Annotated in this window: 16 protein-coding genes; 10 read left to right on the forward strand and 6 right to left on the reverse strand. The window is 41.6% G+C overall.

Annotated elements, in window-relative coordinates; translation table 11 throughout:
• Window positions 1-26: 26 nt before the first annotated feature.
• A complete protein-coding gene (locus C2869_RS08340) occupies window positions 27-275 on the forward strand; it encodes a hypothetical protein (RefSeq protein WP_108602498.1) in 249 nt (82 codons plus the stop codon).
• Complete coding sequence (locus C2869_RS08345; protein WP_228710800.1) at window positions 265-1,965, forward strand: Na(+)/H(+) antiporter subunit D; 1,701 nt, start codon at window positions 265-267, stop codon at window positions 1,963-1,965. Before C2869_RS08340 ends, C2869_RS08345 begins: the two co-directional genes overlap by 11 nt.
• A 391-nt stretch (window positions 1,966-2,356) precedes the next feature.
• Here C2869_RS08345 and C2869_RS22470 read toward each other — a convergent pair whose 3' ends face one another.
• On the reverse strand, window positions 2,357-2,569 hold the full coding sequence (locus C2869_RS22470; RefSeq protein WP_159084099.1) for a hypothetical protein: 213 nt from the start codon (window positions 2,567-2,569) through the stop codon (window positions 2,357-2,359).
• A 151-nt stretch (window positions 2,570-2,720) separates the two neighbouring features.
• Between C2869_RS22470 and C2869_RS08350 the strand changes: the two genes are divergently transcribed.
• On the forward strand, window positions 2,721-3,065 hold the full coding sequence (locus tag C2869_RS08350) for a DUF2956 domain-containing protein (protein ID WP_108602499.1): 345 nt from the start codon (window positions 2,721-2,723) through the stop codon (window positions 3,063-3,065).
• Window positions 3,066-3,079: 14 nt separating this feature from the next.
• Here the strand turns inward: C2869_RS08350 and C2869_RS08355 are convergent, their stop codons facing one another.
• The 5 genes from C2869_RS08355 to C2869_RS08375 all read right to left on the reverse strand — a co-directional run bounded on the left by C2869_RS08355 (window position 3,080) and on the right by C2869_RS08375 (window position 9,050).
• On the reverse strand, window positions 3,080-3,388 hold the full coding sequence (locus tag C2869_RS08355; protein ID WP_108605012.1) for a hypothetical protein: 309 nt from the start codon (window positions 3,386-3,388) through the stop codon (window positions 3,080-3,082).
• Window positions 3,389-3,527: 139 nt separating this feature from the next.
• A complete protein-coding gene (locus tag C2869_RS08360; protein ID WP_108602500.1) occupies window positions 3,528-4,130 on the reverse strand; it encodes a DUF1361 domain-containing protein in 603 nt (200 codons plus the stop codon).
• A gap of 97 nt (window positions 4,131-4,227) precedes the next feature.
• Window positions 4,228-5,139, reverse strand: coding sequence for an HAD family hydrolase (locus C2869_RS08365; protein WP_108602501.1), 912 nt, complete (start codon window positions 5,137-5,139; stop codon window positions 4,228-4,230).
• A gap of 2 nt (window positions 5,140-5,141) precedes the next feature.
• Window positions 5,142-6,344, reverse strand: a complete 1,203-nt coding sequence (locus C2869_RS08370) for a hypothetical protein (RefSeq protein ID WP_199915641.1) — start codon at window positions 6,342-6,344, stop codon at window positions 5,142-5,144.
• Window positions 6,345-6,788: 444 nt separating this feature from the next.
• On the reverse strand, window positions 6,789-9,050 hold the full coding sequence (locus C2869_RS08375; RefSeq protein WP_108602502.1) for a TonB-dependent receptor: 2,262 nt from the start codon (window positions 9,048-9,050) through the stop codon (window positions 6,789-6,791).
• A 274-nt stretch (window positions 9,051-9,324) separates the two neighbouring features.
• On the opposite strand from C2869_RS08375, the gene C2869_RS08380 reads away from it, so the two are divergent.
• From C2869_RS08380 to glyS, 7 genes are all read left to right on the forward strand, one after another.
• Window positions 9,325-16,032, forward strand: coding sequence for a response regulator (locus tag C2869_RS08380; protein ID WP_108602503.1), 6,708 nt, complete (start codon window positions 9,325-9,327; stop codon window positions 16,030-16,032).
• A gap of 109 nt (window positions 16,033-16,141) precedes the next feature.
• Complete coding sequence (locus C2869_RS08385) at window positions 16,142-17,041, forward strand: GGDEF domain-containing response regulator (RefSeq protein ID WP_108602504.1); 900 nt, start codon at window positions 16,142-16,144, stop codon at window positions 17,039-17,041.
• Window positions 17,042-17,052: 11 nt separating this feature from the next.
• Entirely contained in the window at window positions 17,053-18,903 is a 1,851-nt protein-coding gene (locus tag C2869_RS08390; RefSeq protein WP_159084100.1) for a response regulator, read from the forward strand.
• 5 nt (window positions 18,904-18,908) lie between these two features.
• A complete protein-coding gene (locus C2869_RS08395) occupies window positions 18,909-19,448 on the forward strand; it encodes a hypothetical protein (RefSeq protein WP_108602506.1) in 540 nt (179 codons plus the stop codon).
• Window positions 19,449-19,796: 348 nt separating this feature from the next.
• Entirely contained in the window at window positions 19,797-23,246 is a 3,450-nt protein-coding gene (gene amt / locus C2869_RS08400) for an ammonium transporter (RefSeq protein WP_108602507.1), read from the forward strand.
• A 181-nt stretch (window positions 23,247-23,427) separates the two neighbouring features.
• On the forward strand, window positions 23,428-24,357 hold the full coding sequence (glyQ, locus tag C2869_RS08405) for a glycine--tRNA ligase subunit alpha (protein WP_108602508.1): 930 nt from the start codon (window positions 23,428-23,430) through the stop codon (window positions 24,355-24,357).
• Window positions 24,357-26,423, forward strand: coding sequence for a glycine--tRNA ligase subunit beta (gene glyS, locus C2869_RS08410; protein WP_108602509.1), 2,067 nt, complete (start codon window positions 24,357-24,359; stop codon window positions 26,421-26,423). The genes glyQ and glyS overlap by 1 nt, the downstream gene beginning before the upstream one ends.
• Window positions 26,424-26,441 lie beyond the last annotated feature (18 nt).

Consider the following 26,441-nt stretch of genomic DNA (forward strand, 5'->3'; position numbering starts at 1 on the left):
GCTAATCGTATGCGGGAGGTTAAGTGATGAGTGATACTGATAAGCACTGGTTAGTCAGAGCAAAAACCATTAAATACCTGTGGATCGGTTTTATAGTGGTGCTTGGCATAACCATTTTGGCTGAATTGTTTATTCATAAGCATGACTATTTTGGCCTTGATGGCAGTTTTGGTTTTTTCGGTTGGTATGGATTTATTACCTGCGTCGCTATGGTTGTGGTTGCGAAATTACTGGGCTATGTCTTAAAACGAAAAGAAGAATATTATGATGAATGAGTTGATGATTGAGATACCTCCTGGTTGGATAATCATCGCTGGCGCTTTTATTCTCGCCATTACGCGAGGCATGCTACAAAAAATCGCTATGCTGGGTTTGCCTTTGTTAGCCTTAGTGATGATTTGGAGCTTGCCGGAAGAAGCAAGTTGGCAAATTCAATTTTTCGATTATCAAATTTCACTGCTCGAGTTTACCGCTACTGGTAAAGTCTTTGCGACCGTATTTGCTTTAATGACGTTTGTCGGCGGTATTTTCGCTATGCGCACCGCGTCGACGTTGGAGTTATGTGCGGCATTTCTTTATGCGGGCAGTGCGATTGGCGTCACTTCGTCAGGTGATTTAATTTCGTTGTTTGTTTATTGGGAAATCATGGCCCTTGGCTCGACCGCGGTGGTTTTAGCCGCAGGGACAGTCAATTCATACAAAGCAGCAATGCGCTATTTGTTAATGCATGCTTTTAGTGGCTCGGTATTAATGGTTGGCATTGCTTGGCATATTTACGGTACTGGCTCCGCTGAATTTAGCCAATTGAGTTTAGATGGCCCAGCGCAATGGATGATATTAATCGGCTTTTTAGTTAATGCGGGAGCACCGCCGTTTTCCGCGTGGATTGCTGACGCCTATCCGGAAGCCAGCCCAAGTGGTTGCGTTTTTCTGTCTGCTTTTACTACTAAAACCTCGGTATTTGCGTTATTGATTGCCTTTCCGGGTACAGAAATTTTAATTCCGATTGGCTGCTTTATGATCTTTTACGGGATTATTTATGCGTTATTAGAAAATGATGCGCGTCGCATTCTGTCTTACAGCATTGTGAATCAAGTCGGCTTTATGGTGGTTGGCATAGGTATAGGTACAGAAATGGCGTTAAATGGCGCGACAGCCCATGCCTTCGCTCATATAGTATACAAAGCCTTATTACTGATGTCGGCTGGCGCCGTGTTATATCAAACAGGCAAACGTCGCTGTAGTGATCTTGGTGGCTTATATCAAAGCATGCCATTAACCACAATTTGTGGGACCATAGGTGCGTTAGCGATTTCTTCCTTTCCATTCACCTCTGGCTTTATCTCTAAATCGATGATCTCATCATCTGCTGCTTATGAGCATTTAACTTGGGTGTGGTTCTTGCTGGCTGCGGCATCGGCTGGGGTATTTTTACACGCGGGCATTAAGTACCCTTGGTTTGTTTTCTTTCAAAAAGATTCAGGTTTACGACCATCTGATCCACCTAAAAACATGCAAATAGCCATGGTTATCTTTGCTGTTGTTTGTATTGCCTTAGGCGTATTTCCACAACCTTTGTATGATATTTTGCCGTTTACGGTTGAATATGTGCCCTATACTGCCGATCATTTAGTGACACAATTTCAGTTGCTGCTATTTGCAGGATTAGCGTTTTTCTTGTTGTTGCCCATGATGAAACGCACTGAAACCATTAGTTTAGACTTTGACTGGGTATATCGTCGGCTATTGCCGCGCGGTTGGAGTTTTGTGACTGCTGTTGTTTGCCGTGTTTATTGTGCTACGCAAAAAACCGTGACGTCATTGTTATCGAATACCTTGCAAAAGCATTATGACCGAGAGCAAGAAAAGCCGCTTGGTTACTTTGCTAAACTTTGGCCAACAGAGACTATGGTGGTGTGGGTAGCGGTATTACTAGCGGTTTATTTAGTGCTTTATTATATTTAAGGCTGTTTTTGCCAAGAGCAAGCGCAATTGTTATTTGCAATGATTGAGCTTGTTAAGCTGCTATAGCTTAGTCAATATGTGATTTTTGGTGAGAACCCAGTGGTACTGTTTCCAGAAAGAAATGATCAGTTGAATCTTTCGTAGGTCGAAGCTGCTGCTTCGTCAAGGGCTTTAATTACGACGCAAGCGTCGAACCTACAAAAATAGCTAGCCTTGTTTCAACTAATCAAAATTAAATTGAAAAGGTAGTAGTACCTTTATCACTTGGACACAAAAGTTGGCAATTAATAGTGCTTGAGATAGCGAAGCTGTTTGAGAGTGTTGTGTAAATGTTTGAGCGAAGGTTGAATTACACCTTCGCTGTTTGGCTAGCCAGTAAAAGTGACTCCTTTTAGCTTTGACTCTCCTTTAGCAAGCAGTAGCCAGTGATAAAACAAAACACGCTGGCGCCTAAACTTCCCCAACTGAGTGATATTGGCATAGCGACTAATTGCATGCCAAATAAGTTTTGCCCTAGCAAGCCGTTAAGTAGAAATACCATAGACAAAATACAACCGATTAAAATACCCAATGTTTCCTTTTTCGTTAAGTATTCAAAGTTCACTAAGTGGCCCTCTTTTGTTTAAATGGATACTGCGTATCTTCCATGTTGTTGAAATAATGTAAAAATGTAAACTTTTATTAACTATAGATGCATATGCCAGATAGTCAAATAGAAATAACTAAAAGAAAATAGAAAGTTTAATGAGTGGAATATGACAAACAGTAAAACTAAAAAAGATAAGCTAATTATCTCGCCTGAAATTCAGCAGCAGGCTATGGCGGTGGCTAAAGCGACGCAAAAGCCTAATCAAACTAAAGAACAAACTAAATTGATAGCTCAAGGAGTTGAAAAAGGAATTGCTGAGTACAAAAAGCGTGAAAAAGCCAAAGCGCGAGAAGCCGATAAGCAGAAGAAAAAAGCGTTAAAAGAAAAGAGTGGCAGCCAACAATCACAGTTAACCAATCAAGAGTCGACCACATCTACTTTAACTTGGCTACCTTGGGGTTTATTGATTGCGTCTTGGTTAGGCTTTGTGGCTTATTTGACTTGGTTTTAGTGTCGTTTGAACTGTTATTGCTTATCTTTAAAAGCGCTGGGAATGATATCGACCCCGAGTTTTTGTCCTAATTTGACAACAATAGGTAAGGTTATAGGTGCAAAAGGTAAGATAGCCAGCACACCTAGGCCTAAGCCTTTCATCAAATCTAAAAATTGTTGATTCGCTAAACGCATTTCTTCTTTACTAGCTTCTCCACGGGTATGACGCTTGTAAATATCGAGCATTTGTTTAGTTTCGACTTTTTCTTGAGCTAAGCCTTTCTTAACCTTAAGTAAGTCGGCGCGCAGTCGCTGTTTAGCGAGTCGGGTCTTTTGGCCAATTTTTTGGTATAAGGTTCGTGAGGCGTTAAACACAAGGCGCACATTTAAGAACAAAGTTAAGGTCAATTTTAGCTGTGATACTAGACAAGACACAACTTTAATTGCCGACTATTGTTGTGAATAGTCGGCTAGTCGCGCTTTATTGCTTTGTTTGCATCTTGTTATCTAGCCAAGTATTTAGGCCTATTTTTTGATTGAGCTGATTGAAAACTAAGTACAGCCCGTAAAATAATAAGGTAAAGCCAAGAATAATTAACACGGGTTTCTCATGTGTTAAGTCGTAATAAAGGTCTTTAAATACCACAAGTGGATTTTGAATAATATCGTAGCTTTCTAAGCGTTGTACACGACCTAAATAAACACCAATCGCACATAACAAATGAATAAACGGGATAAACCATACAGCTAATTTAGCTGATCTGTGTATGCGTAAGCTATTTTGCATCATTCGAATACTTATCACATAAAACTCGAAATTAATGCTAATAAAAATAATGTAAGCCGGGAGCAGCACTAACCAGACTTTAGTAAACGAATAACTGGGATCTTTTGTGGCGGCGATAAAGTGAATGATATCTGTAACGACATACGCGCTGTTAGGTAAAAATGCGATACAAACTATCAATAGCAACCACCATAAAATACTGCGATGACGGCTAAACAAAAATAAGTAGGTGGCTAAAACAAAGGGGATCGCTGCTAACACAAAGTTGGTGACAACGGTAAAATGTGGAGTAACCATGTTAAATCTTTATTGTTATGTGAATTTAAGGAAGGTTGGCTAATAGCAAGGATTTGAAATTAGCCATTTAAATTTGTTTCTGAGCTCTAACAAGTAACTAAAAGACAGTCAGCCAATCATTTTTCATATCGACTACATGCCAACCATAGTCTTGAGCTTGATCTAGGGTACTTTTACCGGTAAATAGCTCAGGATCTGGGCTGTAAGCATATTCTCTTTCGGCGTCAGTATGATGCACTAAGCCGCAAAAGCTGGTAGTGGCTTGACCGGCCCAGCGTAGCATTTCAATATCCCCTCGACTATTACCAAAGGCAAAAATTGGCTGTAAGGCAATATTACGCTCAATAGATTTAACCTTGTTAGCGCCATTTGAAAAATAAAACGGGATGGGTTCTAACACTAATTTTAATTTACCGTCTTTTTCTTCAAGGCTGGTTTTTAAACTGCTGCCTAATATACGCTGCTCGCCAATATTGTATGTTTCATCACTCCATTGACGAATAAAATCAGTGCTACTGCCAGTGACAATATAAATAATAAATTGTTGGTCTTGCAGTAGGGCTAACAGCTCTAGCATGGGCTTATAGGTTAAGCTTTGATAGATTTGCTGAAATCTTGGGTGGACAGCTGAGCGGATCCAAGCGCCAGCGGCTGCTCGAAATTGAGCGGGAGTAATATCTTTGAAAATCGCATTAGAGATATTTTCTAAATCCGATTCAATGTCTTGCATCCAGTTAGCGAGCTTATTTTCTAATCTATCAAAGAAGCTGGCGTTGGGCGGTGCCATAACCGGGTTATCACCTTCATCAAATAGCTTTTGTTTGACAAAGGTAATTTGCGCATTTAAGGGTTTTTCGACAAATAAGGTGCCATCATGATCAAAGGTGGCAACCCGTAAATTAGGTACCACATATTTGCTTGAATTGGGATCAGTGACCTGATCAACAAAGGCCAAGATGGCGCTTTTTAAAGCGCCATCTTGCCAAGAAGGAAGTGGATCTTGGGCCATGTTTACTGTCCTTGCTCGGCTGTGGGTTGAGTGTCAACGTTAGTCTGCTCAGCTTGACGTGACGACGTTGGATCAAGTGATATGTCGGTGCTGAAACCAAACATTTTGCCAGACCAAATAAATACCTGCCAAACTAAGATCCCAAACGGTAAATAGCCAAAATAGCCGAGCAATGGCATTTCTGAAAATATATGGATGACATCAACATAAGGAATATTGTAAACCCAGTAGTTAGGGTTAGTTTGTGTTTCAGTCACGATGGCATGGCTACCATAATTCCAAAATTCCCAAACAAAACCGTTAAACATCGAAGCTAACGCCATTAATACGAAAGGCGCCCAATTGCCCGTGGCTAAACCGGTAAATGGATTCCAGATTTTATTTTTGATCAAAACCCCACTCATAACAGCAAAAGGCCCAATCCAAACAACCCAAAATAGTGGGTATGGGAAGACGACCATTAAGCCAATTAATGCAATTCCAAGCCATATGAGTAGATCACCACTGGGTGCCCATTTAGGCCCATTCATATAACGCGCTGGAAATTTCGGGAAGGTATTAAACAGGGTGTACCATTCAAAAAATACCACTGTGATAGTGCTATAAGTCACGAGGAATTCAAGCGTTAATACTAATTGCGACCAGCCTGGATTATGCGCATCTGGGTAATACCAGTTTGATAAGACAAAGTAATCATAAAACTCAAAGTAAACCCAACCGGCTGTAGAAACGATAGCGGCTAAGGTAAAAGTGACAGGCTTCTTAGATAGCAGTGAACTGCCATTATTTCTGTGATAAACCAAGCCGTCCATTGCCACAATAAAGCCATACCACATAGGGGTAAATGACCAGTAAACTAAGTTACCAAAAGCAAATGAGTGGGACCACATTAGATACCAAAAGAATAGCATGACCACGGTACCGGCATAAAACCACCAAGGTAAAGGTACCTTAGGTGCGGCAGGTTGCGGGGTTGCGCCTTTAAAGCCAAATTTTTTCGGAAACAGTAAAAGACCGCCAATATATAAGCAAGATAGGCCGACTAATATAAAGACAAAAAGATTAAAGCCTGGGGCATCGCCATGAAATTGTGGCGGAAACTCGCCAAATCCGGGCGGTAAATGTGTTTCAGGGTAGACAAACCAAGAAACAGCTAGAGGGACAATCAGTGTTAAGAGGATGGGCCAGAGTAATTTCCACTTCATTTTGTTAGCTCCTGTTATTGTTATTTTTCAATTAGTGCAGTTGTCTTAAAGCCTAAGTCAAATAAATTGTTCGCTTTGACTGTATCTGGGCTTAATTGACACTTATGTAGAAATGTAAACCAATTTGAGGGGAAATCCAATTTAATGTTCAGAAAAGAACAGGGAACGCATTAAGAAGGTAAAGACTAATAAGAGAGTGAGATTAAGAGAGTTAGACAGGAAGAACAGAGTTGTTTCACCAAGATAAGATTATCTATTATAGTCTTCTCGCTCAGGTCTTATGGTTCATTGTCAGCGCTTACTCACCCCAATCACATAATAGAGCATATGCTCATGGGGATTCGAAGCTTGACGGCTTCCCCTAAAACCTGATCGCTTTGACTATAGTTAGCTAGTGAATTGAGCGATCCTGCAAGCTACAGGATCGCCTAAGTCGCTATATTGCTAAAAGCTAAACTGCGCTTCAATCCCGAGTTGACGCTTTTCACCGCGTAGCTCGGTAATCGCACCCATTAAAGCGCGCGAGTCAAACCTTAAATCGGCATATTCTTCATTGGTCAAATTTTTACCCCAAATGGCCAATTGCCACTGTTGGTTTAATTCGTAGGCCACTCTGCCATGCCACAAGGTGTAGCTTTTTTGTTCTGTATAGGGATTTTCGTTTTGGTCAAAGTAATAACTAGATTGATAATCAAAGCCCAATGTCGCGATAACATTGCCTTGCCCCACGCGACCTTGGTAATCAACGCCGCCACTAATATTCCATTTAGAGGTAAAAGGTAAGCGTGATTCGGCTACCACAGATGTCCCATCATTGAAGCCACCCACATCCGCATCAGGAATATAACCAAGGTTAAGCCTTAAACGCACGGCTTGTGAAAAGTCATAAGTGGATTCAAGCTCAAGCCCGCGAATTATGGAGTCGCCGGCATTGCGCAATACATGAAACGGCAAACCTTCAGTGGGTATGTTGATAAAGACTTGTTGGTCTTTGTAGTCATAAATATAAAAAGCACCGTTAATATTGAGATCATCAATGGCATAACGTGCACCTATTTCGTAGGCATCTAAGGTTTCTGGCTTGTAGGCAGATCCCTTCGCTTGTGTTGGGCTGGTATGATAGCCGCCGTTATAACCGCCACTTTTATAGCCGTGTGAATAACTGTAATACAGGCTTAAATCAGAGTTCAGCTTTTGAGTTAAGCCTAGCTTACTAGAGAATTCTCCATCATCGACTTCGCCTTGAAAGTGCCAAAAGTCGTTTATTTTGCCAAATGCAGGGTTAGCAAAATCGGCGTGGCCAATTACGTGATAATCCGTGGTATCTAATGTATATCTAAGTCCTGCAGTGACAGAGTAGGTCTCATCAATACGGTAATCAATTTGGTTATACAAGGCGGTTGATTTGGTGGCGATTTTATTGTTGTAAACCAAATTGACTGCGCCTGCACTAAAGGGTTCTATATCACGAAAACCGTTGAATACTTGCATATCATTTAATTGGATCAGTTCTTCTTCTAAGAAGTATAGGCCGGTTATCCAAAACCAATTATTCCCTTCTAGGGTCAAACTGACTTCATGGCTGGCAAACTGATTATCTGATCCTAGGCTACCTTCAATAATGTCGCGATTGCCATCAACACGAAAGGCGTAACCATCAGAGTCCCACATGTGCATACGATCGAGATCTTTATACGCGGCAACGTATTTAAGGTTAGCTTGATCGTTAATTTGGTAAGTTGCGTTTAGGCTAACTCCCCAAGTATCGTGTTTGCTGTGTTTATCGACGGTGTCAGCAGAGGTTTGCCAATAATGGCTAGTGGTTTGGCTGGTGCCAAAGCTGTCAACGCATTGTGCACTACCAAGTTGAGAAGGCTGGCAATAAATAGGGTCTTCCGGATCAGGATTGATAAATACCCCAGCACTATAGACAGGTTTGGGTTTACCCTGCCAGCTTTCATTATCAAACTTAGTAACGACTTGCCAGTTGTCGCCGCTTGTTTTGACGATTAAGCGTAAATTTTGTTTAATAAAACCGCCTTTTGCTCCTTCTCCATCAGGGGCTGTGTTTTCCATTGAGTAGTCGTAATTCAAATAGTTAAAGGCCAGTCGGGCTGCGGTGTTATTAGCTAAAGGCACATTAACCGCGCCGTTTAGTTTGCTGGTGTCTTGCTGGGCCACACCGGCTTTAACATAGCCTTCAAACGTATCTACCGGCATTTTTGAGCGAACTAATATTGCACCGCCGGTTGTATTACGTCCAAATAAGGTACCTTGCGGACCGCGCAATACTTCGACACTCTCTATATCGTATAAATTACTCGATAAAAAATTAGCGCCACCGCTGACCACATCATCTGAATAAATGGCGATAGGTGATACCGTTGTGGTGTTGTAATCAAAAACACCAATACCACGAATATTGAATGCTGGGGTGGTTCCTTCACCGGATACTGTCGATATCTTTAAGTTGGGTACATAAGTAGCGAGTTGAGTTGTATCGAATGTTTGCAATTTTTCTAACTGTTCACCGTCTAGGCGAGTTACAGCGATTGATACATCTCGTATGTCTTGCGCGCGTTTTTGCGCATAGACAGTAACCACTTCTACTTCATCTTCGCTTTGCTGTTGAGCAAACGCTAAGTTACCCATAAGTCCAGAAGTCAATGCAAGAGTAACTGCTGACAGCTTGAATTTAACTGGCATAGGGAACAACCTTATTACTTATTTTTTCATTGTTATGACTGCGTTATTTTCTTGATGGGGGGCAGCCGTGTTTATCATGAATTTAGATTAATACTAAATTGTGAAATCTGCACGAAATTTGCCTGTAAAATCGTGATATTGAGAGCTTTTATAGGGATTTTTAGGCATACATGGAATATCCCCTTGTATATTGAGTTTTTAATTGGCAGTAGTCGCTATTTTTATAGTTAATGCGCAATAGCTAGCGCTTAAGTTAAGTTTTTAATGAATTTGTTTGAATAATCAATCAGAAGTGGCGAAGATAGAGTTATTCAAGGGTAGTATTAAAACTTCAAACATGAGTCGGCTGCAGCAATTTCAAACCATTACGCAACGAGGAGCCATTTCAGCTAATGCTTGGCTGTTAGAGGGCGTTTCAGCTCAGCAAGAGCAGTTAATTGTTAGAATAGAAGAACCTGAACTGCAACAGTTGCAGTTTAGACACCGACCTAAGCTACCCGTAATGCCGGTCAAAGAAGCCTACCGAGATGGTCAATTTAGTTACCAGCATTTAGATAATAGGCAATATTTCCAGCCGTTTGAGAGCGCCCATCAAACACTAAAAGATCAAGGCGTCGGGGCACAACTATCGGCGGCTATCGCTTTGACCAATGCGATAGCTAAAGTGCATAGCAGCAACTTAATCTTAGGAACATTATCACCCTGTAATTTATTTTGGGATGCTAAGTACCAACAAGTGAATTTTGCTGACTTACATTTTGCTTGCTCAATTAAAGGGGTTAATCGCCAGCTGTTTTTTACTAGCGAGCAAAATCTGTTAGTGACTTTATCGCCCGAAGGCTCAGGGCGAGTGAATTGCCCTGTTGATCACAAATCCGATTTATATAGTTTAGGTTGCTTGCTGTACCATCTATTCAGCGGTCATTATCCATTCGAATCAGATGACGCTTTGGCGCTAGTGCATGCCCATATTGCTAGGCCTGCACTAAGGCTGCGGACTCGCTTGCCGGCAATTCCCCGTCAAATTGATAATATTTTGATGTGTTTACTGCAAAAAAATGCCTCGCAGCGTTATCACTCAGTAAAAGGGGTGTTGAGTGATTTACAACAATGCTTAACTCAGTGGCAAACGGACCAAACCATAAGTCATTTTGATTTATCTATAGGCTTGGAGCCAGGTAAACTCACCTTGCCAAATAAGGCCTATGGACGTGAATTAGAAGTCAGCAAGTTGCTGGATGCATTTAATGCGCATATGCGCCGCGGCGAAAAAACGGTCTTTGTTATTGATGGCTATTCAGGTAGTGGCAAAACAAGGGTGGTGGAAGAAATTCAGCTGCCTGTTTTGGAACACTGGGCTTACTTTATTCGCGGTAAATTTGAGCAGTATCGGCAAAACACGGCTTATTTTGCTTTATTAAGTGCGTTACGTGAATTAGCAGAGCAATTGTTAACCGAGCCAGATGAGCAACTGGCCAATCTACGTTCTTTGTTGACCTCAACATTAGGGGCAGATAGCTATTTATTAACGGATTTAGTGCCCGAGTTAAGTCCGATTTTTGGCCCTGCAGCACAAGGCTATAAAGTGGACCCTACAGAGGTTCAAGCGCGGTTTACTAATTTATTGGTCAATTTTTTCAGGTGCTTAAGTCAAGAAAACCGCTCACTAACTCTGTTTCTCGATGATTTACAGTGGGCGGACGTTGCGACATTAGAGGTTTTGCAACGCATTTTGCAAGATGGCAATGTCAGTAATTTGTTTGTTGTTTTGTCCTATCGCTCAAATGAAGTTGATGATGCTCATCCATTAAGTTTAACCCTTGCTGAATTACAACAGCTTAATATTCATTATCATGCCTTGACTGTGCCTCCGTTGCCCAGTGGAGCGGTATCTGAGTTGTTGGTCGATACACTCAATATTAGTCGCAAACGGGCCGGCTTTTTGGCCAAGTTGTTAATCGATAAAACCCAAGGCAATCCCTTTTTTGTTAGGCAGTTTTTACAGGTTTTGGTACAGCAAGGGCTATTGAACTTATCGGATGACGGTCAATGGCGGTGGGATATTAGCCAAATTGAACAGCAGGCTATTACGGATAATTTAGTCGAGCTGGTTGCCCAGCGCTTTAGTCGTTTATCTGATGATGCCAAAGGATTGCTAAAAGTCGCTGCGTTAGCTGGTAGTCAGGTGCCAATTAATTTGCTGTCTGCGGTATTAGGCTCGTCACTTGATGTTGTTCATCAAGTGATTTCACCTTTGGTAGAGCAGGGTATTTTGGTTGCCACGGCCAATCATGCTGACAACAGTGTCGAATATATCAAATTTAGTCATGACAGAATTCAACAAGCCGCGTATCAATTAGATAATTACCAGCCTGATGAAGCCATCCATTTTGCCATTTGTCGTTATTATTTAGAGCAAACTGAGCAAAATCAATTAGCTGATTCTTTGTTCACCTTGGTGAGCCATGCTAATTGTTGCCAAGCGCAATTTATTGAACATTGGTCTTTGCTTAAGTATGTAGAATTAAATACGTTAGCTGGCGAAAAGGCGTTAAATACCAATGCCTATAGTAGTGCTTGTGAATATTTAGCTGCCGCGCTTAAGTTAATGCCAAGCTTGCAACAAATGGCAACGCAACCTGTTTATTTTCGAGCTAAGTTTGCCTTGGCGTCCAGTTTGTATTTGAGCCAATCGCAAAGCCAAGCGCTAGATATTTGTAGTGAAATGCTCGAATTTACAACGGATCCTATTCAGCGTTTACAGGTGTTTAAATTAAAAGTCCTTATTTATTTTGCCGGTAGCCAGATTGCTCAAGCGTATCAAGCTGGGGTATCGGCTTTAGCTGAAGTGAATATCGACGTTTCAAAAACAGCAGGCATAGCTGAGCAATATTTAACTCTGCAATCACTATATAACAAAGCGCAAGTGGCAGATTTATTGTACAAGCCAAACATGGATGACGAGGTTAAATTAGCGGCACTTGAATTGTTAAACGTGACCATGGCGGTGACTTACGTGATGGGGCCCGAAAAGTATCTGGCCGCTGTGTACCAAGCTATGCGCCTTTGTTTGCAACATGGTAACAGCGCCCATGCCAGTCGTGTTTATTCAGTGCACTCTATTATTTTGGCTGGCGCTTTTCAGTTGTATGACGAGGCTAAAGCCTTTGCCGATTTAGCCTTGCAAGTTAACCAAGTTTATTACGGGCAATATACGGTTGAAGTTGAGTTTCAAAAAGCGATTACGGTTGACCATTGGCATACGGAACTGGCTGGTTCTTTAAAGCGTTTAGAGAAAGTGATTTATAAAGGCTTGGAGCGCGGTAATCTTGAATATGCTATGCATTCGGCCATGTTTTATACCTATTACAATTCATTAAGCGGGTGTGAGCTGAGTAAAGTTAATCAAGAGTTTGCCAAGTACACTCAATTAATGGCAGACAAAAAGTCATTATTCAATTTGCAGCTGACCAACGTTTGGTATCAAACCAGCTTAAATTTGGCATGTACTCAGTCGATTCAACCTTGCGTGTTAGTGGGTGATGCTTTTGATGAATTAAAAGAAGTACCTGTTCTGCGCGAACATAATTTAGCGCCAATTTTGTTTGGTTATCACACTTGTAAGTTAATATTAGGTTACTTGTTTAATGACAATTCACTGGCTATTGAACATGAATCTGTCGGCGCGCCCATGGCGCCGGTTGCCATGGCTTTGTACCACCAAACCGAGTTTTTCTTATTTTCTGGTTTGCTTGCCGCCCGTCGTTGCAAACAATTAGACAAACAGTCCAGTGAGTATCAGCAGTTAAAACAAAAGTTAGCAGCACAAGTCAGTCAATTTGAAACTTGGGCAACAACAGGTGAGGCCAATTATGCCCACAAAGCCAAGTTGCTTAAAGCCGAGTTAGCGGCAATAAATCAGCAGGCTGATGCATGGCAAAGTTATCAGCAAGCGATTGAGCTGGCGCAGCAACATGGTTATCAGCAGCATTTAGCTATTGCCAATGAATGTGCAGCAGTCTATTGGCAAAGCCAAAATAAACCTGAATTTGCTAGCCCACATATTAAAGCGGCTCATCAAGCGTATTTATCTTGGGGGGCGGCAGCTAAAGCACGACAATTAGCCCAAGCCTACCCGAATATTATCGAGAAAAATTTATCTAAACCGCGAAAAACTGAACGTAACCAGGGTATCAGTTTGGATTTGGCTTCAGTTTTTAAAGCGTCTGAAATGCTAACCGGTGAAGTGGATATTGACGCGTTTCTTGCGCGCATGCTGCATATTATTATTGAAAATGCCGGTGCTCAGCGAGGTTGTTTAATACTCGATCAAAATGATGAACTTGTTTTGCAAGCGTCTACGGATGAAGATGCTAAACACGCAAGCGGCTATCCGCAATCTCTTGCTCAGTTAGTTTTTCGCTCAAAAATGACTAAGTTGTATTCTAAGTCAGCAGAGTTAAGTGGCGTATTAAGTGACGACTACTTCCAGCAAAGCCAACCTAAGTCGGTTCTATGTATACCGATTGTCGTGTCTGCTTTGGCTCGCGGCGTGCTTTACTTAGAGCACTTTGATATTGAAGGCGCGTTTACAGAAGAGCGAGTCAATATTTTACAGCTATTAGCCAACCAAACGACGATTTTTTATGATAATGCCGCCCTATATAAAAACTTAACGCGCTACAACCAAACGTTACAACAACGAGTTGACGAGCGTACGCTAGAGTTGCAGCGTGAAAAGCAAAGAGCAGAAGACGCCACCCAAGCTAAATCACAATTTTTGGCTCGTATGAGTCATGAAATTCGCACACCAATGAATGCGGTTATTGGTTTAAGCCGCTTAACGTTGCGTACCAGCATGACCTTTGAGCAACGCGATAGCTTGAATAAAATCCTTGAATCGTCTGAAGCCCTGTTGTTACTGATCAATGACATTTTAGATATTTCTAAAATTGAAGCTGGCAAAATGACGGTTGAAAGCGCGCAATTTGATTTATACAAAACCGTACAACGAGCGGCTAATGTGGTTAATTTACGCGCGCATGAAAAACACTTGGAGTTAATTACTTATATCGATCCACTTGTTCCACAATTTCTGATTGGCGACTCCTACCGTTTACAGCAAATTATGAATAATTTGCTAAGCAATGCTGTGAAGTTTACCGAAAAAGGCCATGTGTCGATTCGAGTGCGTCATCAGCGAATTGCCGATGATATTCAATTGATTATATCAGTTGAAGATACGGGTATTGGTATGGATCAAGAGCAGCAGAGTCGGCTGTTTGATTCGTTCTCGCAAGTGGATGATAGCATTACACGCAAGTATGGCGGCACAGGTTTAGGTTTATCAATTTGTAAGCAGCTGTCTGAGTTAATGGGTGGTGATATTGATTTAGTCAGTGACAAAGGCCAAGGTTCTAACTTTACCTTTACGGTGATGGTTAAACCGGCAGATCTGCAATCATTAGCTTATGCCAGTATTACCAAACAGGATATTGCGAAATTAAAGGTATTAGTTGTTGATGATATTGATTTATCGCGCAAAGTTATCGTTGATTCATTATTACATTGCGATATCACACCGGATGTCGCAATCAATGGTCAAGAGGCCGTCAATGCTGTGCAACAAGCGCTACAAACGAATAATCCTTATGATTTAGTGATAATGGATTGGCGCATGCCTGTCATGGACGGTATCGAGGCGGCGCGCATTATTCGTCAAGAACTTGAGCATATGACACCGAAAATTTTAATGGTGTCAGCTTATGATAAAGATGAAGCGAAAACGATTGCTGAAGACGTTGGCTTGCAGCACTTTCTTGAAAAACCGATTGATCAAAGTTTATTAGTCGATTTTCTGATTGGGGTTTTATTTGAACGTGCGTCAAGTTTAGAAAGTCAAATTAGCGATGGGCAAATTCCAGATTTGTCGTCGTATAAAATACTGTTAGTGGAAGATAACACTATTAATCAACAAGTTGCATTGGGTTTCTTGGGCGATACTCAAGCTAAAGTTGAAGTAGCGGACAATGGTCAACAAGCACTGGATATGTTGCAAAATGCGGAATACGATTTGGTGCTAATGGATATTCAAATGCCAGTGATGGATGGTTTAACCGCAACGCAAAAAATTCGCGAGTCGTTAAAATTATCCGTGCCTATCGTAGCCATGACAGCCCATGCTTTAGAAGAAGACAAATTAAAGAGTTTATCGGTTGGTATGGATGCGCACATTACCAAGCCAATTGAACCTGAAGTCTTGTACAATACATTATCCAGCTATTTAACCAGTGAAAGTTATATTGAGTTACCCGAACCGCTTGATAACGTAAGTCATCAAGCGGCCGAGTTGACCGAAGACGATGTTATTTTGCGATTGCAAAAAGTGGGTCAACTTGATGCTGACTTTGCCATTCAACGGGTCCAAGGCAAACAAAAACTTTATTTAGATTTAGTTAAAGATTTTTGGAGTAAGCATAAAAATACAGCCGCTGATCTACTCGCTTTAACTTCACCTGAGCGCTTAGAGGAGCTAGTGCGTATGGCTCATACGTTAAAGTCGAGTGCGAGTTATATAGGTGCGTTAGAATTGGCAGAGCAAGCCAAGTTACTTGAAACCTTAGCGAAACAGCAAGACCCGAAAACGGCGGCTGTGCTTAATCAAGTGGTTGAGTCTATTCAGCAAATTGTTAAACAGCTAACCCCTATATTTGATGTTGCTCAGCCTATCACTCAGGTCGAATCTTCATCGTCCGATCAAGCCTTCAGTGAATCTGCTTTACTCAGCTTGTTGGAAAAATTACAGGCTCTAGTCAGTCATTCTGATGCTGATTCAGAGGAATTAGTCACAGAATTGTTTAATATGTGTCGTGGCACTTCATGGGCTGGTAAGGTGGCTAATGTCAACGAGCTGGTTCATGACTTTGAGTTTGAGCTAGCTAATGAGGCGATAAGTAAATTAATTAATAGCTTACGTGACTAACTGAGAATTTCGTTTTTTGTTAAGTCACTTTAGTATTGAGATGATAATTTTTTGAACGTAATGCTTTGTATATTGAGTGCGTTGCGGTAAAGGAAGTATAAACCACACTATGTTTTCGATTCTGCTAATTGACGATGAAGCTGATAACTTAGCTATTTTAACCAGCCTTTTGAAAGATGAATATCGGGTATTCGCATCCAAATCAGGTGAAGAAGGGTTAGAGTTAATCCATACGGTCAACCCTGACTTAATATTGCTCGATATACTAATGCCCAACATGGACGGTTTTGATGTTTTAAAGCGCATTAAAAGTGACGAGTTGACTCAAGCTATTCCTGTTATCTTTATTACCGGCTTACAAAGCCCTGAAGATGAAGAAAAAGGGCTGAGACTCGGAGCCACGGATTATATTCAAAAGCCGTTTCACCACGGCATTGTTAAAGCGCGGGTCGACAATACGATTGCGCTGGTTCGTCAAACGCAATTATTAGAAGAACTGGCGTTGCTTGATTCTTTGACTGAATTACCCAATCGCCGTAAATGGCGTATGGAAAGTGAGTTTGCTTGGCATAAAGCCATTAACCGCAGTCAAAACCTAGCCATTGGTGTTATTGATATTGATTGCTTTAAGCGATTTAATGATAGCTATGGTCATGCAGAAGGCGACAGAGCTTTAAAGCAAATAGCCCGCTTTTTGAAAAATAAATTAGGTGCTATCGATGCGGACGTCTATCGTTATGGTGGAGAGGAATTTGTTTTTATTATCGAATCTGACATGTTAGTGGCATTAAAAGCCGAGCTCGCGACTATTAGTCAAGCATTGGAGCAAGAGGCTTATCCGCATGATAACTCTACTGTTGCGAAAGTACTAACTGTGAGTGTTGGGGTTTATATTATTAAACCTCAACCGTTTGAGGAGTTTAGTGATGCATTTGATTACGCTGATAAGCTTATGTATCGAGCGAAATACGATGGAGGCAATCAAGTCGTGATTGAGCATAAGGAATGATGTCTTCACCCATGTACTCGATTTTAATTATTGATGATGAAACATCGAATTTAAAAGTATTGTCGTCGTTATTAAAAGGCGACTATCGTGTCATCGCCGTTAAGTCTGGTATACAAGGTTTAGTTAAAGCGAAAGAATTACTGCCGGATCTCATCTTGCTTGATGTCATGATGCCCGAGATGGACGGCTTTGAAGTCATACAGCAGTTAAAAAGCGACCCGCTAACCGAAGCTATCCCCGTTATATTCATCACTGGGCTAAATTCATCTAAAGATGAAGAAACCGGCTTAAACTTAGGGGCGATTGACTATATTTATAAGCCATTTTTTCCGGCTGTTGTGCAAGCACGTGTATCAAGCCAAATTAAAATATTAAGGCAAAAGCGTGAATTAGAAGCGCTCTCTGAGGCATTACAGGCTGAGGTCGATGCGAAAGCCAATTTTCTAGCCAATATGAGTCATGAAATTCGCACGCCGCTAACGACTATTATCGGCTATACCGAAAGCTATTTGCGCGGTGATTTTGCTGATGACGAGCGACATGGCGCAGTAGAAGCCGTGGCGCGCAGTGGTAAGCACTTACTCAGTTTAATTAACGATATTTTGGATTTTTCTAAGCTTGAAGCTGGCCAATTGGATATAGACATAGTGTCAGTTAATTTACCTGAATTATTGCATCAGGTTTATCAAATGAGTGCGGAGCTGGCAAAAAGTAAGCCGATAACCTTAAGCTTTAGTTTAGCGCAACCCATCCCTCGGTATATTAAAACTGATCCCACTCGATTAAATCAGATTTTGTTAAACCTGCTATCCAATGCCATTAAGTTTACGGCTGAAGGTCAAGTCAGTTTAACTGTTCAGCCTTGTGAAATAGAAGGGCGCTCATTATTAAGGTTTGATGTAAAAGATAGCGGTATCGGTATTGCACAAGATAAGCTTAATAAATTATTTGGTGCCTTTAGTCAGCTCGATCCTTCCACGACTAGGAAGTATGGTGGAACAGGACTCGGGTTAAATATAACCAGAAGCTTGTGTCACAAGTTATCAGGTACAATTTCGGTTGAAAGTGAACTGAATGAAGGCAGTGTATTTAGTGCTTTTATTGAATTACAGTCAGAAACGGACAGTGATTGGGTAGCGCAATACGACTTTACTCGCTATCAGTCCATGCCCTCAGCACTGTCCCAAATTACACAGGATGAAATAACCGGACATATTTTGCTGGCCGAAGATCATGATGAAAATCGCAAGCTATTCGCCATGATTCTGCGCTCTTTGGGATTGGATGTAGATACGGTCGCCAATGGTATTGAAGCGGTAGAGCAAGCATTAATAGCAGATTATGATTTGATATTAATGGATATTCAGATGCCGATGATGGATGGTATTACCGCGTTTGAAACCTTACAGCAAGCCGGTTGTGATACGCCAGTTATTGCTTTAACAGCTAATGTAATGGTGCATGACGTTGAAAAGTATTTAAACATTGGTTTTATTGATCATTGTGCTAAACCCTTGGATAGACAAGATTTAATTAATAAAGTGAAACGCTATGTTGTCTTGTCAGATACCCAGCCTGAAATAAATCAGGCAGCGATGGCGCAGTTACAGCAAGATTTCAAAGCTAAATGCCATGAGTACGCAGCTGATTTGCAACAAGCTTATAGCAAACAAAATACCGAGCGATTGAAAAAATTTGTTCATTTAATTAAAGGTTCAGCAGCTTCGTTGGGATACCCTGAATTAACCGAGGAAGCGACTAAATTAGAAACCCCATTGTTAGCCAGTAGTTCAATTAATTTGGCTGATTTAGATGTGCAACCTTTATTAAATTTGTTGAGAGAACTCGCGGCCAACACCTAACAGGTATGAAATATTTTTTAAGCTTGGTATTTTCTTTTCTTTTATTTAGCCCTGCCGTCGCTAAAGAACAATACTTTATTCAAATTGGCAAATGCCATTTGCAAAAGTGTGTGGCAGATCGCGTCGCCAAAGCTTTAGCGCTTAATTATAAAATATCGGTTCATCGTTCCACATCAACCCAATTACTTTATCAAGTGATCTCAGCATTTGCCTTATCAGAAGCCGATGCTGATATTTATCAGTCTGAATTAAAGAAAGATCGCCAACTGGCACAACATTTATCGTTAGAGGGTGACGATTTAGGTTACTACTTAAATTTGGGTTATTTTGAATCTATCGCACTAGCCTATCAAATTAAAGACCAAGCTCAGACTATCTTAAAGGGAGAGATGATTAGTTTTCGCATTCGTCAGCGTGAGCATAAAGACGAAGCGAGTAAAATTTTAATCGGCCCTTTTGCTAATTTTCAACAGGCTTTAGTTGAATCTAAAAAAGTCAGGAAAACACCTGATTTTCCCTCTGCCTTTGTTACACAGATCGAATAAATAGTTCGGTCGTCAAATTAATGGCAATAATATTGCTTATCTAACTTTGAGTCGTTACACAATTTTAACGAAAACTTTAAATGCAATTGGCTAAATCTTCACCGGCCTTGCATTGAGCCATAGTCAAAGCGATCGGGTTTTAGGGCAGGTTTCTAGTTCCAGACGAAACCTAAGTACCTACATCCATGTAGGCAAAGCCGTCAAGCTTCGAGACCCTATGAGCATATGCTTTATTATGTGATTGGGGCGAGTAAGTGCTGACAATGAACCATAAAACTTGAGCGAGAAGACTATTCCCCCCCTTGTTAAAGTTTTGGTTGGTCGTTAAAACATATCGGAGGACGATAGATGGACTTAGATCTTCTTTGGTTAATGATAAGCACTATTTTGGTGCTTATGATGCAAGCTGGTTTTTTGTGCTTAGAATCAGGCTTAACCCGAGCTAAAAACTCGATAAATGTTGCCATCAAAAATTTAGCCGATCTGATCTTAGTTTTTTTATTGTGGTGGTTGTTTGGTTTTGGTTTGGCTTTTGGAGAAAGCGAAATCGGATTATGGGGCTCGGACCACTTTTTACTCGAAATTGGTAACAATGATGCCAAGTTGGGCGTATTCTTTTTATTTCAAGCCATGTTTTGTGCGACGGCCGTTACTATTATTTCTGGCGCCATTGCCGAGCGCACCAAATTTAATGCCTATCTGGCTATTGCCATCATCGTCACTTTGTTTACCTATCCTATTTTTGCGCATTGGGTATGGGGCGGCGCTTTAAGCCAATCAGCTGTTTTATTAGCAAGTTGGGGATTTGTCGATTTTGCCGGTGCAACTGTTGTACATAGTTTAGGTGGTTGGGTCGCGTTAGCCGCGGTCATTGTTATTGGGCCGCGCTCCGGAGTATTCAGTAAAAAAAATGGCGTTGTTCCGCCCAGTAATTTAACTTTGGCGACTCTAGCGAGTGTGTTTTTTCTATTGGGTTGGATTGGTTTTAATGGCGGAAGCACGCTGGCGTTTAACAATGAGCTGCCTAAGATCTTGATCAATACGATTTTGGCTGCCATGGCGGGTGGTGTGGCCGCTTATTTAGTCAGTCAGTGGTTACGTCATCCTAATTTGCAACTTAGCGTTGTTCCAGTCAATGGCCTGATTGCGGGGTTGGTCGCGATCACGGCAACCTGTCATGCGGTGGATCAAACGCAAGCCTTTGTTATTGGGGCAATAGGTGGCTTGATCTATGTATACGGCAGTATTTTGCTATTGAAGCTTAAAATAGATGATGCAATAGGTGCCATTCCAGTTCACTTATTTGCGGGAATTTGGGGCACGTTAGCGGTCGGATTATTTGCTGATCTTTCTACACTTAACACGGATATGACGCGCATTGAGCAAATTGGCGTGCAATGCTTGGGTATCGCCATTTGCGGTTTATGGGCTTTTGGCACCACTTTTTGTTTACTGAAAGGTTTGAATTATTTTTATCGCTTGAGAGTGACAGCTCGACAAGAACATATAGGCTTAAATGTGGCCGAGCATGGCGCTAAAACTGATCTGGTTGATTTTTTAGTTGCGGTGAATGAGGCCGATTTGGATGAAGATTTATCAAAACGTTTGCCAGTAGAGCCGTTTACGGAAGTCGGACAAATTGCCCAGCAATATAACAAAATGATTTCGCGTGCAGAGCAAGCGGTACATAAAACCACCACGATAGTTAAAGATGTACAAGCGGGCATAGTTACCTTAAATGCGTCAGCTTGGGTGCTTAGTGTTAATCCCGCGGCGGATAAAATATTTGCTGGGCAAGGGCGGTATCAAGGCAAAACATTTGAGCAATTAATTCAAGTGAAAAGTATTTATGAGGTCGCAGTGCAGCGTGAAATAACGCATAAGCCTTGGCCGGAAATTTTAAAAGAAAATGGTCATATTTATTTAGAAGGCCAACCGAAAAACACATTAAATTTAGTTTATTTAGATATTGTCATCACTAACAGTAGCTACAATGATAAAGAGTATATTTGCCTAGTTCATGATATTACTCAGCAAAAAAGTGCAGAAGAAGCGCTGTTTCAAGAAAAGGAAAAAGCGAAAACCACCTTAGACTCTATTGGTGATGGGGTTATTTCGACCTCTCCTTCCGGTGAAATTCAATACATTAATCAAACTGCCGAAAAACTCACAGGTTGGCGTCAAGCGGATGCGCTGGGTAAAAAGTTGCATAGCGTATTTTGCGCAGTTAATAACCTCACGGAACACCCGAGTGATAGTTTGATCCGGCAAATTAAACAATCACGAGATACCTTAATTACCGAACAGAGTAAGCTGTTATTTTGTCGAGATGGCCAAGTTTATGCTATTCGCTATACCGCTGCGCCCATATTTAATCGCGCGCAACAGTTAACTGGTATTGTGATCGTATTTCAAGATGTAACTCACACGCAACGCATTCAGCGCAAGCTGAACTATCAAGCGACCCATGATGCGTTAACCGATTTATATAATCGCCGAGAATTTGATAATCGGCTGCGTCATTTGATAGACAATATTGTTGCGGGGGAAGGTCAGGCGCGTGTTCAGCATGTCCTGATTTATATCGATTTAGACCAATTTAAAATTGTCAATGATGTGTGTGGTCACGCAGCTGGTGACCAATTACTCAAGCAAGTCAGTCAACATATGCAACGCTTTGTTAGGGCACAAGATATGCTGGCTCGATTGGGTGGGGATGAGTTCGCTATTTTGTTATACAACTGTCCGTTAGCAAAGGGGCAAGCCATTGCTGAAAAAATTAGGCAAGTGGTGCGTGATTATCGTTTTGCGTGGCAAGGTAAAGAGTATGCGGTGACGACTAGTATTGGCATTGTGGCTATCAATGAAAATAGCCGCAATTTAGCGGAAGTGGTGAATCAAGCTGATTCAGCTTGTTATACCTCGAAAAAACGCGGCAAAAATCAAGTTAATGTTTACCAGCCAGCCGATAATGAGATCCAGCGTCATAAGCAACAAGTGCAATGGGTTAGCCGGTTGCAACAAGCGATTGATCAGGATAATGGCTTTGAGTTGTATTTTCAGAAAATTGTTGCGGCTAATCCGGATGATCCTAGTTTGCAGTTTGAAATACTGCTGCGCCTACGTGATGAAAACCATGAGTTGATCCCACCAAATGCCTTTTTGCCTTCTGCTGAACGCTACAATTTGATCCAAGCGATTGATAAATGGGTAATACAGCGAACGTTTGCATGGTTAGCTACGCATCGTAGTCGACTGCCGCACAACAACATGAAATGTGCGATCAACTTATCGGGTAAATCATTAAATGATGCGGAAGTGATCCAGGTGATTGATCAGTGCCAAGCGAAATATCAAATCGCGCCACACATTATTTGTTTTGAAATTACTGAAACGGCTGCGATTGATAACTTGTCCTTGGCGTCCCAGTTTATTATTCAGTTAAAGAACAAAGGTTTTCGTTTTGCGCTTGATGACTTTGGCGCTGGCTTGTCTTCATTTAATTATTTGAAGAATTTACCGGTCGACTTTTTAAAAATAGATGGCTCGTTTGTGCGTCAAGTCGATCAAGATCCACTTGATCAAGCTATGGTGCAATCTGTTGCCAATATAGGCAAAACTTTGGGCATTAAAACCATAGCTGAGTATGTTGCGTCACCTAATATCGTCAGTTATCTACAAGCGGCGGGTGTTGATTATTTACAGGGCTATCACATTCATAAACCCGAGCCATTAGATAATTTAGCTAAGCAATTTATGGCTAAATCCGCAAATCAACAAGAAGCATTGCCAAGCTAGTTTTGTGCTTAGGGGCGCAATCAGGCTTGGTTTGTCATAATTAATTCCCAAAAACTCACGCTTTTCGTGCACTAACCTCGGATAAAGCCTACTCTCTGGCGGTATAGTGCGCTAAAATTCTCGCCATTTCGTGGCCGCTGGTGCTGCAGTTTCAAATAATACGCAGAAGAATATCCGATTTATGGAAAAGTACGACATTAAAACCTTTCAAGGTATGATTTTGGCCTTGCAAGATTATTGGGCCGAAAAAGGCTGTACCATAGTTCAACCGTTAGATATGGAAGTGGGCGCTGGTACCTTCCACCCTATGACATTCTTACGTTCAATTGGTCCTGAACCGCAAAACTGTGCATATGTGCAGCCGTGTCGTCGTCCTACCGATGGCCGTTATGGTGAAAACCCTAACCGTTTACAGCATTACTACCAATTCCAAGTTTTGTTAAAGCCATCACCTAAGAATATTCAAGAGTTATATTTAGGTTCGTTAGAACTACTCGGTTTTGACACCCAAACCCATGATGTACGCTTTGTTGAAGATAACTGGGAATCACCGACTTTAGGTGCATGGGGCTTAGGCTGGGAAGTTTGGCTTAACGGTATGGAAGTCACTCAGTTTACCTATTTCCAACAAGTGGGTGGCTTAGAGTGTAAGCCGGTATCAGGTGAGATCACTTATGGTATTGAACGCTTAGCTATGTATGTGCAAGGCGTCGATAGCATTTACGATTTAGTTTGGACTGACGGGCCTATGGGGAAAGTTACCTATGGCGATATTTTCCATCAAAATGAAGTGGAGCAATCGGCCTACAACTTTGAACATGCGGATGTTGATGCGTTATTTAAGCAATTTGACCAATGTGAAAAAGACAGCCAAGCCTTAATTGAAAAAGGCTTACCTTTACCGGCTTACGAGCAAGTGATGAAGGCATCTCACGCGTTTAACTTGCTAGATGCGCGTCATGCTATCTCGGTGACCGAGCGTCAGCGTTATATTCTTCGTGTGCGTACGTTAGCAAAAGCCTGTGCCGAATCTTACTATGCAGCCCGTGAAGCATTGGGTTTCCCTATGCTTAAAACAACAAAAACAGTGCAAAGTGAGGGAGCAGAGTAATGGCTGATAATTTATTAATTGAAATTGGTACTGAAGAGTTACCACCAAAAGCGTTGCGTAAACTAGCTGAAGCGTTTGCAGAAAATATTCAAGCAGGCTTAGAAGCCGCAGAGCTTGGTTTTACAGCGGTAAACTGGTTAGCTTCTCCGCGTCGCTTAGCGGTTAAAGTTTCAGAGCTAGCAGCACAACAAGCTGATAAAGTCGTTGAAAAACGTGGCCCAGCAGTACAAGCCGCATTTGATGCTGATGGCAATCCAACTAAAGCGGCCTTAGGTTGGGCTCGTGGTAATGGTATTAGTATTGAACAAGCCGAGCGTTTAGAAACACCTAAAGGCGCATGGTTACTGCATAAAGCCGAAGTTAAAGGTAAAGGTGTAGCCGAACTTATTCCAGACATTGCTGAAAAAGCCTTAGCTAAATTACCTATCCCTAAGCCGATGCGCTGGGGCGCGACGGATACGCAGTTTATTCGCCCTGTGCATACAGCCACCATCTTATATGGCGCGACTTCAATTGATGCTGAATTACTCGGTGTTAAAACAGGCTTAGAACTGCAAGGCCATCGTTTCCATCATCAAGGTGCTGTGGCGATTAGCCATGCTGATGAATACGAAAACGTATTACGTGACGCTTTTGTGGTTGCAGATTTTAATGAGCGTAAATCTGCCATTAAAGCGCAAGCTGAAGCCAAAGCGACTGAGCTTGGCGGTGTCGCTGATATTGATGATGATTTACTTGATGAAGTCACCGGCTTAGTTGAATGGCCTGTGGTGTTAGTTGCCTCTTTTGAAGAAGAGTTTTTGGCTGTACCGGATGAAGCGTTAATTTACACCATGAAAGGCGATCAAAAGTACTTCCCTGTGCTTGATCAAAATGGTGCGCTAATTAATAAGTTTATCTTTGTTTCTAATATCGAAAGTAAAGACCCAAGTCAGGTTATTGCCGGTAATGAGAAAGTTGTGCGTCCACGTTTAAAAGATGCCGAATTCTTCTTTGAAACCGATAAAAAGAAAACGTTAGAAAGCCGCCTAGAAAGCCTAAAAAGTGTTTTGTTCCAGAAGCAACTGGGAACCTTATTTGAAAAGTCAGAGCGTATTGCTGAATTAGCCGCTTATATCGCCGAGCAAATTTGTGCTGACGCAACTAATGCTAAGCGCGCCGGTTTATTAAGTAAAACGGACTTAATGACTGAAATGGTCATGGAGTTTACCGGTACGCAAGGTGCTATGGGTATGCATTATGCGCGTTTAGACGGTGAGCACGAAGAAGTTGCCTTAGCGCAAAATGAGCAATACATGCCGCGTTTTGCCGGTGATGAGCTGCCTAAAGGCTTGGTTTCTTGTGCTGTTGCACTAGCTGACAAGTTTGATACTTTAGCTGGTATTTTCGGTATTGGCATGTTGCCTAAAGGTGATAAAGACCCATTTGCATTACGTCGTGCTGCTATCGGTGCATTACGCATTATTGTTGAACGTGAATTAAACTTAGATATTGCTGATGTTACTGCCAAAGCAGTCAGCTTATTTGCAGACAAGCTAACTAATGACAAAGTTGAAGCCGATGTTATCGACTTTATTTTTGGTCGTTTCCGTACTTGGTATCAAGATCAAGGCTTTGAAGTTGAGCTTATCCAAGCGGTATTAGCGCAGCGCCCAACCGAGCCACTCGATTTCGATCAACGCGTAAAAGCTGTTGCTGCGTTTAAGCAGTTAGACGCAGCTGAAGCGTTAGCGGCCGCGAATAAGCGGGTTGGCAACATCTTAGCCAAGTATGATGGCGAACTAAGTGACACGGTTGATAGTCAACTATTACAAGAAGATGCTGAAAAAGTATTAGCCCAAGCGGTAGCTGAGCAAACTTCTGTATTAGAGCCAGTATTTGCTGAGCGTCAATACGCTAAAGCTTTAAGTGAATTGGCTGGTTTACGCGAGGCGGTAGATAGCTTCTTTGATAATGTCATGGTGATGGCTGATGATGAAGCGGTTAAACAAAATCGCTTGGTTTTACTCAGTCAATTACGTGGTTTGTTCCTGCGTATTGCTGATATTTCTGTGTTGCAGAAATAGTTAGCGCGTAGAGGCTAT

It is taken from the genome of Saccharobesus litoralis, from assembly GCF_003063625.1.
GTDB classification, from domain to species: domain Bacteria; phylum Pseudomonadota; class Gammaproteobacteria; order Enterobacterales; family Alteromonadaceae; genus Saccharobesus; species Saccharobesus litoralis.